At 63.6% G+C, this 12,802-nt stretch carries 15 protein-coding genes; 8 read left to right on the top strand and 7 right to left on the bottom strand.

What is annotated here, in order from left to right; translation table 11 throughout:
• Window positions 1-14 precede the first annotated feature (14 nt).
• Window positions 15-1,013 (top strand): L-threonylcarbamoyladenylate synthase, encoded by a 999-nt coding sequence (locus AAV94_RS00980; RefSeq protein ID WP_046740456.1) that lies wholly within the window; start codon window positions 15-17, stop codon window positions 1,011-1,013.
• Window positions 1,014-1,143: 130 nt separating this feature from the next.
• Window positions 1,144-2,070, top strand: a complete 927-nt coding sequence (locus AAV94_RS00975) for an SGNH/GDSL hydrolase family protein (protein WP_046740622.1) — start codon at window positions 1,144-1,146, stop codon at window positions 2,068-2,070.
• A gap of 73 nt (window positions 2,071-2,143) precedes the next feature.
• Here AAV94_RS00975 and AAV94_RS00970 read toward each other — a convergent pair whose 3' ends face one another.
• Window positions 2,144-2,656, bottom strand: coding sequence for a GNAT family N-acetyltransferase (locus tag AAV94_RS00970; protein WP_046740455.1), 513 nt, complete (start codon window positions 2,654-2,656; stop codon window positions 2,144-2,146).
• A gap of 43 nt (window positions 2,657-2,699) precedes the next feature.
• Here AAV94_RS00970 and AAV94_RS00965 point away from each other — a divergent pair, with 43 nt between their 5' ends.
• The gene (locus tag AAV94_RS00965) at window positions 2,700-3,338 is read left to right on the top strand and encodes a pseudouridine synthase (RefSeq protein ID WP_084824655.1); all 639 of its coding nucleotides are present in this window, start codon (window positions 2,700-2,702) and stop codon (window positions 3,336-3,338) included.
• Window positions 3,339-3,515: 177 nt separating this feature from the next.
• Here AAV94_RS00965 and AAV94_RS15135 read toward each other — a convergent pair whose 3' ends face one another.
• The 3 genes from AAV94_RS15135 to metK all read right to left on the bottom strand — a co-directional run bounded on the left by AAV94_RS15135 (window position 3,516) and on the right by metK (window position 6,363).
• Entirely contained in the window at window positions 3,516-4,130 is a 615-nt protein-coding gene (locus tag AAV94_RS15135; RefSeq protein WP_052754847.1) for a hypothetical protein, read from the bottom strand.
• A 34-nt stretch (window positions 4,131-4,164) separates the two neighbouring features.
• Entirely contained in the window at window positions 4,165-4,509 is a 345-nt protein-coding gene (locus AAV94_RS15130; protein WP_052754846.1) for a hypothetical protein, read from the bottom strand.
• A 669-nt stretch (window positions 4,510-5,178) separates the two neighbouring features.
• Window positions 5,179-6,363 carry a methionine adenosyltransferase gene (gene metK / locus AAV94_RS00955; RefSeq protein ID WP_046740453.1) on the bottom strand — a complete coding sequence of 395 codons (1,185 nt, stop codon included), beginning with the start codon at window positions 6,361-6,363 and terminating at the stop codon, window positions 5,179-5,181.
• A gap of 154 nt (window positions 6,364-6,517) precedes the next feature.
• Here metK and AAV94_RS00950 point away from each other — a divergent pair, with 154 nt between their 5' ends.
• Together AAV94_RS00950 and AAV94_RS00945 are read left to right on the top strand one after the other, a co-directional pair.
• The gene (locus AAV94_RS00950) at window positions 6,518-7,420 is read left to right on the top strand and encodes an LpxL/LpxP family acyltransferase (RefSeq protein WP_046740452.1); all 903 of its coding nucleotides are present in this window, start codon (window positions 6,518-6,520) and stop codon (window positions 7,418-7,420) included.
• On the top strand, window positions 7,410-8,306 hold the full coding sequence (locus AAV94_RS00945) for a lysophospholipid acyltransferase family protein (RefSeq protein WP_046740451.1): 897 nt from the start codon (window positions 7,410-7,412) through the stop codon (window positions 8,304-8,306). The genes AAV94_RS00950 and AAV94_RS00945 overlap by 11 nt, the downstream gene beginning before the upstream one ends.
• Window positions 8,307-8,324: 18 nt before the next feature.
• Here the strand turns inward: AAV94_RS00945 and thiL are convergent, their stop codons facing one another.
• Both thiL and apaG read right to left on the bottom strand, forming a co-directional pair.
• Window positions 8,325-9,314: a thiamine-phosphate kinase gene (gene thiL / locus AAV94_RS00940; RefSeq protein ID WP_046740450.1), complete on the bottom strand. Its 990-nt coding sequence runs from the start codon at window positions 9,312-9,314 to the stop codon at window positions 8,325-8,327.
• Between the two features lie 24 nt (window positions 9,315-9,338).
• The gene (apaG, locus tag AAV94_RS00935) at window positions 9,339-9,755 is read right to left on the bottom strand and encodes a Co2+/Mg2+ efflux protein ApaG (RefSeq protein WP_046740621.1); all 417 of its coding nucleotides are present in this window, start codon (window positions 9,753-9,755) and stop codon (window positions 9,339-9,341) included.
• Window positions 9,756-9,832: 77 nt separating this feature from the next.
• On the opposite strand from apaG, the gene rpe reads away from it, so the two are divergent.
• Complete coding sequence (gene rpe / locus AAV94_RS00930) at window positions 9,833-10,519, top strand: ribulose-phosphate 3-epimerase (RefSeq protein ID WP_046740449.1); 687 nt, start codon at window positions 9,833-9,835, stop codon at window positions 10,517-10,519.
• Between the two features lie 27 nt (window positions 10,520-10,546).
• Here rpe and AAV94_RS00925 read toward each other — a convergent pair whose 3' ends face one another.
• A complete protein-coding gene (locus tag AAV94_RS00925) occupies window positions 10,547-11,203 on the bottom strand; it encodes a BON domain-containing protein (protein WP_084824673.1) in 657 nt (218 codons plus the stop codon).
• 108 nt (window positions 11,204-11,311) lie between these two features.
• On the opposite strand from AAV94_RS00925, the gene rfbA reads away from it, so the two are divergent.
• Together rfbA and rfbC are read left to right on the top strand one after the other, a co-directional pair.
• Complete coding sequence (gene rfbA / locus AAV94_RS00920; RefSeq protein WP_046740447.1) at window positions 11,312-12,208, top strand: glucose-1-phosphate thymidylyltransferase RfbA; 897 nt, start codon at window positions 11,312-11,314, stop codon at window positions 12,206-12,208.
• Between the two features lie 2 nt (window positions 12,209-12,210).
• Window positions 12,211-12,759, top strand: coding sequence for a dTDP-4-dehydrorhamnose 3,5-epimerase (gene rfbC, locus AAV94_RS00915; RefSeq protein ID WP_046740446.1), 549 nt, complete (start codon window positions 12,211-12,213; stop codon window positions 12,757-12,759).
• Window positions 12,760-12,802 lie beyond the last annotated feature (43 nt).

Below are 12,802 nucleotides of genomic sequence, written 5' to 3'. Positions count from 1 at the left end.
CGACGGTCTCCACAATGATCGCCCCCCCCACCCCCGCCTCCATCGCGCACGCCGTGCATGCGCTGCAGCAAGGGCAACTGCTCGGGCTGCCGACGGAGACTGTCTACGGACTGGCCGCCGATGCCTGCAACAGCAAGGCGGTCGATCAGGTCTTCACGCGCAAGGGCAGACCCAAGGGACATCCGCTGATCGTGCACGTCGTCGATGCCGCTGCCGCCATGCACTTTGCCGCCGAGGTCCCGGACTTTGCCGCGCAACTGATGCAGGCCTTCTGGCCCGGCCCGCTGACGGTCATACTGCCGCGGCGGGCAGGGGTGGCCGACGCTGCTGCAGGTGGGCACCCTACCATCGGTCTGCGTTGCCCGTCGCATCCAGTGGCGCAGCAACTGCTTCAAGCGGCACTGGCGGCGCAACCGCCGGTGTACGGCCTTGCCGCGCCCAGTGCCAATCCGTTTGGCCGCATCAGCCCGACCAGCGCCGCCCACGTGGGCGACTCGCTGGGCGAGGACCTGCTGATTCTCGACGGCGGCGATTGCCGCGTCGGCATCGAATCGACCATCGTCGACTGCACCCGCAGCCAGCCCATCATCCTGCGGCCCGGCGCCATCACCGCATCACAGATTGCGCAGGTTACTGGCTGCGCCGCCTGCACGGGCGACCAGCCAGCCGACAGTGCCCCCGCGCCACACGCGCCCGGCACCCTGACAGCGCACTATGCGCCCAATGCCAAGGTGCGCCTGATGGATGGCCCGGCCATCCAGGCGGCGCTGGACGTGCTGGGCAGCGACGCGGGCCATATCGCGCTCTACACCCGCCAGCGCATGCGCGCTGCAGACACGGTCTTGCAGCGCCGCATGCCCGCCCAGCCCGAGGCCGCTGCGCAGCAGCTGTTTCGCACGCTGCGCGAGCTTGACGCGGCTGGCGTTGCACTGATCTGGGTGGAAACGCCCCCTGCCGGCCCCGCCTGGGACGGCGTGCGCGATCGGCTGCAGCGCGCGGCTGCGAGCAACTGAATGACGGCAGCAGGATAAGCCCACCACATGGTCTTTGTTGCATCCTGTCGCACAGGCCGCAAGGACTTCCACAGGCACCACAGGCAGCCACCGCTAAACTAACGGCAGACAACACTTGGAGTAGATGAACATGGCATTTCATTGGAAGCGCTGCATCGGCATGGTGGCAGCGGGCGCAATTGCCCTGGGCCTGGTCGCCTGCGGCTCCAGCTCGGTCGAATCGCAACTGGTCCCGACGCGGGTGATTGCGTTTGGCGATGGCCACAGCGACATCGGCCAGAGCGGCGCGCGCTATACCGTCAACGACGCGAATGCGGACCTTCTGAACTGGACGGAGCAGGTCGCCCGCGACTATGGGCTGGCGCTGAAGCCGGCCAAGGAGGGCGGACTTTCCTATGCACAGGGCAACACCCGGGTTGCAGACCTTGCGCAACAGGTCGCCAGCTTCCTGCAAGGCAACCAGTTCGGAGAAAGCGATCTGGTGCTCATCAGCGCCGGCACCAGCGATCTCATTGCCATTGCCCAGGCCGTTCGCGCAGGCGATATCGCACGCGATGCTGCCCCGGCGCAGGCACGCGATGCCGGACGCGCGCTTGGCCAGCAAGTCAAGGCCATGATCGACCAGGGCGGCCACAACATCGTGGTAGCCGGCACCTATGACCTTGGCAAATCCATCTGGGCTCGAGACATTGGCGAGACCGCGCTGCTGAGCAATCTCTCACGTCAATTCAATGACGGCCTGCTCTACGAGATGGGTGACGACGGCTATGGCAGGCGAGCACTGTACGCGGAGTTCGAACAATTCATCAACTGGGTCATCGAGGAGCCGCGCTACTACTCCATTGACAATATCGATGAGACGGTCTGTACCTCCACGGATGCCGGTTCGGGCATCGGTATCGGAGCAGGCGAAGTCAACGCAGCCCTGTGCACGACTGGGACGCTTCGCAGCACCGAGTACGACCGCTATGCCTTTGCCGACAAGATCCACTTCACGCCACATGTGCACCGCGAGTTAGGTCGCTACGTCTACAACCGCATCCGCGATCGCTGGTAATCCGCGCCGGAACCATCGCCTGCCGCCCGAGCCGCACTGCGCGCCTCGGGCTTTTTCGCGCTGTGATCTGGCCTCACCGCAAGCGCGGCCGCGGCCACGCAAAGTGCTTTTCCCAGTAGGCGATATCCAGCCAGCGCTCGAACTTGCGCCCGACCTGCGTGATGCGCCCCGCCTGCCGAAAGCCCAGCGCCGCGTGCAGCGCCTCGCTGCCGGGATTGGGCACGGCCAGCACCGCAATGACCGCATGGCAGTCGGTCTCGTGCTCCAGATAATCGAGCAAATGCGCGTAGAGCGCCTTGCCAATTCCCTGCCCGGCCCATCCATCGGCCACGTAGATGCTGGGCTCGACCGTGTGTCGGAAACCCGCGCGGCCGTGAAACGCATCGGCATAGGCATAGCCGGCTACCTCGCCCTCTTGCTCGAAGACAAACCAGGCGTAGCGCACCGCAACCTTCTCGATGCGCGCACGCATCTGCGCTATGGTCAACGGCTCCAGCTCGAACGTCGCGGTGGAATGGAGAATGTAGTGGTTGTAGATGGCAACAATGGCCTGGGCATCATGCGGCGTGGCGCGGCGTATCGACATGGTAAAACGAGACGGGTTCGATCGGCGGCTATTATCGGACTGCATGCCCGACATCCCCAAGAAACCTGCCTTGTCAACACGTTCACCTGCCCATTTGCGTCAACGCCCTGTCACCGTTGCCAGGCGTCCCATGTTGATCGCGCTCAATAAGCCGTATGGGGTGCTGACCCAGTTCACCGACGCACAGGGACGTCAAACACTGGCGGACTTTGTCGATGTCCCGGGCGTCTATCCGGCTGGCCGGCTCGATCGCGACAGTGAAGGGCTGCTGCTGCTGACGAACGATGGGCGCCTGCAGGCGCGCATTGCTCATCCCGCCAACAAGCTGGCCAAGACGTATTGGGTCCAGGTCGAGGGTATTGCCAGTCACACCCAGCTGCAGCAGCTCATAGGCGGGATCATGTTGCGCGACGGCCCAGCCCGTGCGACGCATGTCGAACTCTTGCCGCCCGACATCGCGCTGTCACTCTGGCATCGCAACCCACCAATACGTGTTCGCCAAAGCATACCCACCAGCTGGCTGGCGCTGACCATTACCGAGGGCAGAAACCGCCAGGTGCGCCGCATGACAGCTGCAGTGGGCCTACCGACCTTGCGATTGATCCGGCGGCAGATCGGTCGGCTGACCATGCCACCGCTCATGCCCGGGCAGTGGTGTCGTGTCAGTGCTGGCGATTTATGAAAAAGGCGCCTGTGTGGCACCTTTTTCACGATTCTGATCCCTAGTCAGGATCCTGCGACAATCATCAGAACAGCAGCGCAATCAGAATGATGATGGGGATCGGAACCCCTAGCAGAAACAACAGAATCGAACGCATAGCTTCTCCTTGTTAAAACGGGATTGGCGAAACAGGCGAAATCAAGCCTTGTCACGCAGGCGTCCGCCAAACGTCGCCATCAGGGCGGCGGTGAACGCGCCGATCAGCAGCGAGATTGCCACCCACAGCGCCGTATAGGCAGCAGCCTTGCGCGCTGCCTCAGCGGCCTCAAGCGCCTGCTGCTTGGCTTGCTCAAGCTGCTGTTTCGCCTGCGCCATACGCTGTTCGATCTCGACAATTGCCGTATCAATGCGCTCGCGCGCCTCGCTGGCACTTACACCGGTGTAGCGCGCTACAAGCTGAGCGACGTAGTCGCGGTCAGACTCCGAAAACTCACCCCGACGCAGACTGTCGACCACGATAGGGGTAATTTCCTGCGTCAGCCAGGCGGCCTCTTCTGCACGGGTTGCAGGATCCTGCGCAGTCAGTCCACTCTGGGGCACATTCACATCGGACTGGCGAATCAAGGTCCGTACGTAATAGTCAATGAAACCGGGTTGTCCATCATCATCACCGCCAGCGTCCGCGCCTCCTGTGCTGCCTGCCGCAAAGGAAACCACCTGGGCTGCACCGGATGTCACCGAGCTGGCCGCACTGCCGACCAATCCAAGCACAGAGCCGATTGCGCCAGCCAGCAGCACTACGGTGAGAAGCATCGAAACGGCCCAGGCCAGAAATCCGTGCGCCGTATCACGAAAATAAACTTCGTCGGCGTTCGTGGCTGCCCAGCGCGTGCGCAACCGCCCTGCCAGGTAGCCCCCCCGGGCCGGCTGCGATCAGCTGCGTCAGCGTCAGCGTCAGCGTCAGCCAGATGATGGTGGACCAACCAATGGTCTGCCCGCTGGCTCCTTCATCAGACCATGCGGAGACGGAGGAAAGCCCCAGGCCGCTGCCCAGCACGATCAGAAACAGGCTGATGGCGGCAGCACCAACTGCACCGGCAATGATGGCGCCCCAGGAAACGGCGCTGGCACCGGATTCCAAAGTGTGAATCTGACCCTGGCCAGCAGGTGGGTTGGCGTGTAGCGTTGCCATGATGCGCTCCTCTGAAATGAAACAACGTCCATTGTTTCTTTCCGAGACATCACGAGAAGCCGCCAATGGCCGACACCACCGTAGGACGGGGCTGTAGGAATTGCAGGCGACGCCGCTGGCCTACACGCAAGTTGTCGCTGGAATGTTTGCGGCAGCCTGTCAGTCACCTCCAGCGAGACTGCGCGTCATGCCCGCGCGGCAGCAGCAGATGCCCACAACGCGGCACAGACCAACCGCCTTGCCGCAGGCGGCGCCGCACCACTGCCATGGTCAATAGAAAGGGCTACGAGGCCACCCAAGGTGAAGATAGAGAGTGAGGGAGGAGAAGCACCTAGGGAATCGTCAATTGGAGCGGTTCCAAAAGGCCTCGTAACCGGAAATCGGCAATAACTAAAACTATCTGGGCATGTGACCCGGACGTTTCCGAGAAGTTCGCATCCGGCCGGTCAAAAACCGTCTGCATTTTTTTCTATTTGTATCTCGCATCGCCAGGATCGCTGGCCGCTCCGAACTGCCGGGTTGACCAACTTTTGACATTCTGGCCGGGCCATTGTATCCCGTCGGCACATCTCGCACAAATACCCTGTAGTCTGCCTGTACCTTCCTGCCGCCTCGACAGCTTGGCGGGTGCACCGCAATGACTGCGGGCACCACGATACGGCAGGAAAATTACGACAGCCCAGCGGCGGCGCGCAGCGCCTGTGCCTTGTCGGTGGCTTCCCAGGTGAACTCCGGCTCTTCCCGGCCGAAGTGGCCATAGGCGGCCGTCTTCTCGTAGATCGGGCGGCGCAGGTCGAGCATTTCAATGATGCCGCGCGGGCGCAGGTCGAAATGCTCCTGCACCAACTTGGCGATCTGCTCGTCAGGAATCACGCCGGTACCTTCGGTATAGACCGTGACGTTGATCGGCCGCGCCACGCCAATGGCATAGGAGAGCTGAATCTGTGCCTGACGCGCCAGTCCCGCGGCCACGATGTTCTTGGCCACGTAGCGGGCTGCGTAGGCGGCCGAGCGGTCCACCTTGGTCGGATCCTTGCCAGAGAACGCGCCCCCGCCATGTGGGCACGCGCCGCCATAGGTGTCGACGATGATCTTGCGACCGGTCAGGCCGCAGTCACCCTGCGGGCCGCCGATGACGAAGCGCCCGGTTGGGTTGACAAGGTACTTGGTGTCCTTGAGCCATTCCTTGGGCAGCACCGGTTTGATGATTTCCTCAATCACCGCCTCGATGAAACTGTCCTTGAGCTTGGTGGGGGATTCGCTCTGGTCGGGATGGTGCTGGGTGGACAGCACCACCGTGTCGACGCTGTGCGGCTTGCCATCGACATAGCGCATGGTCACCTGGCTCTTGGCATCGGGACGCAGGAAGGGCAGCCTGCCATCGCGGCGCAGCTGGCTCTGGCGCTCGACCAGACGGTGCGCGTAGTAAATCGGCGCAGGCATCAGCTCGGGCGTCTCGTCACAGGCGTAACCGAACATCAGGCCCTGATCGCCGGCACCGATGTTGAGCTCGTCATCACTGGCGCGGTCGACACCTTGCGCGATCTCCTGGCTCTGCTTGTCGTAGGCGACCAGCACCGCGCAGCCCTTATAGTCGATGCCGTAATCGGTGTTGTCGTAGCCAATGCGCTTGATGGTGTCACGCGCGATCTGGATGTAGTCGACCGTCGCGCCGGAGGTGATTTCGCCAGCCAGGACCACCAGCCCCGTGTTGGTCAGCGTCTCGGCAGCCACGCGGCTCATGGGGTCCTGCCGCAGCAGGGCATCTAAAATAGCATCCGAGATCTGGTCGGCAACCTTGTCAGGGTGCCCTTCGGAGACCGATTCGGACGTAAACAGAAAATCATTGGCCATGAAAAAAGCTCCTTCGATAGTTGGCGGGCAAAAGGCGTTGCCCGAAACCATCTATCTGAAGAAGCTCTGGCGAACGCTTTAGCAGTCTTGTTTTGAGTCGCCCTGCAAGTTGCTCTTTAACTCGGCGACTGCGGCGATTCTAGCGCCTTCTTGCATGCACACTTTCCTGCGCCTCTTATCCGTGTTGCCAACCTGGCTGCTGCAAGGCATCGGCTGGCTGCTGGGCTGGGCGGTATTTCTCTGCTCGCCGGCCTACCGGAGACGCTTTCTGACCAACGCACGACAGGCCGGTTACCGCTTTCGCGACGTGCGCGCCGGCGTCGGCCATGCCGGGCGCATGGTGGCGGAGCTGCCCAAGGCATGGGGCCCCTCGATGCCGCCGGTCATCATTGATCCGGCGAGCCGCGCGCTACTGGATGCGGCGTGGCAGCAGCAGCGCGGTGTGCTGTTTCTCACCCCCCACATGGGATGCTTCGAGCTCTCCTCCCAGGCCGTAGCTAGCCACCTGGGCCTTACGGAGGACAGCGCCCGCGGCCCCATGACAGTGCTGTACCGCCCCGCGCGCAAGGCGTTTCTGGCGCGCCTGCTGGAGACGGTACGCAACCGCAGGGGTCAGGTCGCCGTGCCCACCGACATGCGCGGCGTCAAGGCCATGCTCAAGTGCCTGCGCGGCAGCGGCGCCGTGGGGCTTTTGCCCGATCAGGTGCCGCCCTGGGGCATGGGCGAATGGGCCGACTTTCTCGGCAGACCCGCCTACACGATGACGATTGCAGCGCGGCTGATCCAGCAGACTGAGCCCATCGTCATCATCGCTCGCTGCGAGCGGCAGGGCTGGTCACGCTACCGTCTCTACCTGTATCCGCTGGAACTGGACGCCAAGGCGCCACAAACGGCACTCGTGCAGGCCATCAACCGCGCAGTAGAGGCGCAGATCCGCGCCTGCCCCGCGCAGTACATGTGGGGCTATGCACGCTACAAGGCCCCCCGAGGCATGCCCGTGGACGCACCGCACCCTCTGCGCCACGACGACGTGAAGGAGCACGCGCATGACCGATAAACCGACGTTGCGGCAACGCTTGAGCGGCCAGCTCGTCATTGCGCTCATGCACGGACTTGCACGGCTGCCGCTGGGCCTGTTGCGCGCCATGGGCAACGTGCTGGGGCGATTTCTCTACCTTGTCGCCAAGCCGCGGCGGCGCATCGTGCACACCAACCTGCAGCTGTGCTTTCCGGAAGTCAGCAAGGCCGAGCGGCGGCGCTGGGCCAGACAGTCGTTCGTCTACTTCTGCCAGACCTGGCTGGACCGCAGCTGGCTGTGGCTGGCTTCCCCCGAGGTAGTGCGCCGACGGCTGCGCCTGACCGGTCAGGTGCACGAACTGGACGATCCACGCCCGCTCATCCTGCTGGCTCCGCATTTCTATGGGCTGGATGCGGCCGGCGTGGCCATGGCGCTGGGCAGTACGCGCACGGCCGTGAGCATTTACACCAAGCAGCCCAACCCGGTGCTCGATGCCTGGATCAAGGAGCGCCGCGCCCGCTTCGGGCAGGTGCTGCTGTTCAACCGCTCCGAAGGCCTGCGCCCGGTCATCAAGGCCCTGCGCAATGGCGGCGGGCTGTTCTTGCTGCCTGACATGAATTTCGGCCCACGCGAGTCGATCTTCGTGCCGTTTTTCGGTGTGCCCGCTGCCACTGTGTCGTCGCTGTCGCGTTTTGCCGAGATTGGCGGCGCGCGCGTCATCCCGTTGCTTGCCAAGGTCACCCGGCAGGGCTACGAGATCGAGATGCTGCCGCACTGGCAGGACTTCCCGACTGACGACATTGTGGCGGACACCACGCGCATGAACCGCGAGGTCGAAAGCTGGATCCGTACCATGCCTGCCCAGTACTTCTGGGTGCACAAGCGCTTCAAGTCGCGCCCGCCGGGCGAGCCGCCCATTTACTAGGGCGCGTTGAAGCGCGCCTCAGGCAAAGTGATCGAACGACGCCGCGCTCAGGGGCACCGGCTCACCCCGTGCATCCTGCACAATCAGCGCGTCACCCTCTGTGACTTCGCCAATGCGGGTGATGGCCACGCCTAGCTCCTGCCCCAGCTCCGTCAGATAGCTGCGAAACCCTGGGTGGGCGGTAAACAGCAGTTCATAGTCGTCGCCCCCCGCCATCGCAAAGGCAATGCGTTCGGCTTCCGACATGGCATCCAGCTCCGAGGCCATCCACAGGCGCGGCGCTGTCTGCAACAGGGCCGCACCATCAATGCGCGCGCCAACGCCGGAGGCCTTGAGAATGTGTCCGATATCCCCGCACAAGCCATCACTCAGGTCGATCGCGCTACTGGCGACGCCTCTCAGGTGGTGTCCCACTGCCAGCCTTGGAGTGGGCGCTTCCAGACGCCTGAGCAGGTGGGCGCACAGCGCCTCGTTAGCTAGCGACCAGCGCTGCTGCAACAACTGCAGGCCCGCGCGTGCTTCACCGATGGCACCTGTCACAAACACATCGTGCCCAACCCTGGCGCCGCTGCGCAACAGGGCCTGACCCTGCGGGATCTGCCCAAATACTGTCACGTTGATTGCCAAAGGACCCTTGGCAGTATCTCCTCCCACCAACGGACAGTCGCTGGCACGCGCCAGTGCCAGCATGCCTTTGGAGAAGGCGGCCAGCCACGCCTCGTCGGCATGCGGCAGCGTCAGCGACAGAACAAAGCCCAGCGGAGCCGCGCCACAGGCGGCCAGATCACTGAGGCTGACGGCCAGGCATTTATGCCCCAGTCGATAGGCATCGGTGCCGGGCACGAAGTGCCGCCCTTCTACCAGCACATCGCAGGACACCAGCAATTGCGCCCCAGGTGCGGGCTGCAGTACGGCGCAGTCATCGCCAATGCCCACGGCAACCGCAGGGGTCGCCAACGCCCTGGCCGGCTCGGCGAAATGGCGGGCAATCAGTTCGAATTCACCCATGGTGCATCTGCCCTGCTGCAGCCATCAGTGCAGAACGCGCGTGGTGCCCACCGCGTGAAGAATGTCGGCCGCACTGCATACGTCGGCGCTGAGCACAAAGGGCTCGATCGGGCATTCAAACGGCTCGCCCTGCGCCGTCACGCACAGGTAGTGGCCCTGCATCGTGCCGGTTGGGGTACGCAGCTGACAGCCACTGGTGTACTCGTAATGCTCGCCGGGCTGCAGCAGCGGCTGCTCGCCCACCACGCCCAGTCCCCGCACCTGCTCGACATGGCCGTCCGCGTCCTCAATGCGCCAGAAGCGTGCGATGAGCTGCGCCGCCTCCGTACCATGGTTGGCAATGCGGATACGGTAGGCAAAGCGCCACTCGCGCTGCGCCGGGTTGGACTGCTGCGGCAGATACTGGGCCCGCACATCGACATGGAAAGTGTTTTCGCTCATCCGCACATGGTAGCGCCAGGAATCCCGCATCCGCTCGTGCCCGCCGCGGCGAGGGCAAACTTTGCGACAATCGCGCCATGCACAAGCACTACCGAATCGCCCCCTCGATCCTCTCCGCCGACTTCGCCCGCCTTGGCGAGGAGGTCCGCAACGTCATTGCCGCTGGCGCCGACTGGATCCATTTCGATGTGATGGACAACCATTACGTGCCTAACCTGACCTTCGGGCCGATGGTCTGCCAGGCTCTGCGCCCGCACGCGCGCAAGGACGATGGCTCGCCGGTACCCATTGACGTGCATCTGATGGTTTCCCCGGTCGACGCGCTGGCCGCAGCGTTCGCCGATGCCGGTGCGGATCTCATCAGCTTTCACCCCGATGCCAGCGCCCACGTGCACCGCAGCATCCAGGCGATCAAGGCCAAGGGTTGCCAGGTCGGTCTGGTGTTCAATCCGGCCGAATCGCTGGATGTGCTGGACTGGGTGATCGAGGACATTGATCTGATTCTGATCATGAGCGTCAACCCGGGCTTTGGCGGGCAGCGCTTCATCGACGCGGCCCTGCGCAAGGTGGCGCAGGCGCGCGCGCGCATCGATGCATGCGGCAAGGACATTCGCCTGGAGATCGACGGCGGCGTGAAGGCCGACAACATCCGACGCATCGCCGATGCAGGTGCCGACACTTTCGTGGCCGGCAGTGCGATCTTCAACGCCCCGGACTACGCGCAGGTGATCCGTGAGATGCGCCAGGCGCTAAAGCCGCAGTAACACCAGCAGATACCTCCGCTGCCTGCCTCACAGACTCTGCTCCCCCATGGGAGGCATGGGCACGTTGCGCGCCTCGCGCTCGGCCAGCGTCTTGTTCAGTTCCTCTTCGGAAATGTATTCGAATAGCCGCACCACCTTCTCGACACCGCTGACCGCTCTGACGAGCTCCGTGACCCTCTGCGCCTCGCGCTGGGTCACAAGCCCCTGCAGGTAGACGGTGCCTCGCTCGGTGGTAATCTGCAGCGACTTGCTGGGCAAATCGTCAGCCAGCAGGAGCTGGCTGCGTATCTGGCTGGTGATCCACGTATCGTTGGCGCGCTCGGAGAAGCTGCTGGGCGGAGCAATCACGGTTTCATTGAACACGGCGCGCACGTTGTCCGCCTGGCGTGCCAGCTCCGTGGCCTGCGCGCGCATGGCCTCGCTGGCAACCTCCCCGGTCAGCAGCACCTGGCGGTTGTAGCTGTTGATGCTGATATGGTGCGGTGCAGGCAGATGCTCGTTGAGCGCCGTGCGCACCTTGATCTGAATGGCCTGGTCATCCAGCTGGGCTCCGGCAGTGCGGCGGTCAATGGCAACCGACGTGGCCACCGCCGCGCCGCCCACGACCAGAGGTGCGCAGGCGGAAAGGCCGCCAGCCGCAATCAGGGCCGAACACACCGCAGCAGAAAATCTTGTCGAAAACATGGTCATGAACAGGTTCTAGAGAACGAACACGCCCGCGTGGGCATGCCAGCGTAGCGTCATAACATAACATACCCGTTGGCCATACACCTTCCGTCCCACTCACGCCTTATGACCCCCAAGCATCGCAAGGGCATTGTCCTCGCCGGCGGCTCCGGCACCCGGCTGCATCCGGCTACGCTGGCGCTGAGCAAACAACTGCTGCCGGTCTATGACAAGCCGATGATTTACTACCCCTTGAGCACGCTGATGCTCGCGGGCATCGTGGATATTCTCATCATCAGCACCCCGCTGGACCTGCCACGCTTTCAAAGCCTGCTCGGCGACGGCAGCCAGTGGGGGCTGAACCTCTCGTATGCCGCACAGCCATCGCCCGATGGCCTTGCCCAGGCGTTTCTGATCGGCGAGCGTTTTCTGGCCAGCCAGCCCTGCGCGCTGGTTCTGGGAGACAACATCTTCTACGGGCACGACCTGCCAGCGCGGCTGGCTGCCGCACAGACGCGCACATTCGGCGCGACCGTGTTTGCCTACCATGTGCAGGACCCGCAGCGCTACGGCGTGGTCGAGTTCGACGCGCACGGACAGGTGCTGTCGCTGGAGGAAAAGCCCACCGCCCCCAAGTCCAGCTATGCGGTCACGGGGCTGTATTTCTACGACTCTCAGGTCGTGGAGCTGGCCAGGACACTGCGGCCATCAGCGCGCGGCGAGCTGGAAATCACCGACCTGAACCGCCTGTACCTGCAGCAGCAACAGCTGCATGTCGAGCTGATGGGCCGCGGCTTTGCCTGGCTGGATACGGGCACCCACGAGAGCCTGCTGCAGGCGTCGCAGTTCATTGCAACGCTGGAGCTGCGCCAGGGCCTGAAAATTGCCTGCCCGGAGGAAATCGCATGGCGCCGTGGACTGATTGACGATGCCCAGTTGCTGCGCCTGGCCGCGCCACTGTGCAAGAGCGGCTACGGTGCCTACCTCGAACGCCTGCTGCAACATCCCAGAGAACTGCCCTGACCATGGACATCATCGCTAGCCCGATCCCCGATGTGCTGCTGCTCAAACCCCGCGTATTTGGTGATGCCCGGGGCTTCTTCAGCGAAAGCTATAACCAGCGCGCATTCGAACAGGCTGTGGGCACTGCCGTGCAGTTCGTGCAGGATAACCACAGCCGCAGCCGCTACGGCGTGCTGCGCGGCCTGCACTACCAGATCCGACAGCCCCAGGGCAAGCTGGTGCGTGTGGCGCGCGGCCAGGCCTTCGACGTGGCCGTCGACCTGCGGCGCAGCTCGTCCACCTTTGGCCAATGGACCAGCGCCCTGCTGACCGACACCGGCGCAGAACAGCTATGGATTCCGCCCGGGTTCGCGCACGGTTTTCTGGCGCTGTCGGAGATTGTCGATTTTCTCTACAAGACTACCGACTATTACGCACCCGAGCATGAGCGCAGCATCGCCTGGAATGATCCCCAGCTCGCGATCGACTGGCCCCAGATCGACGGGGACCCGATCATTTCTGAAAAGGATGCACGTGCCCAAGCCTTCGCGGTGGCAGAGTGCTTTGAGTGACCAACTGCGAAGGACTGTTTCTCAGGCGCCGCGCGGCGCAGCA

Source organism: Lampropedia cohaerens, assembly GCF_001005215.1.
Taxonomy (GTDB): Bacteria; Pseudomonadota; Gammaproteobacteria; order Burkholderiales; family Burkholderiaceae_C; genus Lampropedia; species Lampropedia cohaerens.
Note: the sequence above shows the minus strand (reverse complement) of the source record. Positions and strands in the feature narration are given on the sequence as shown.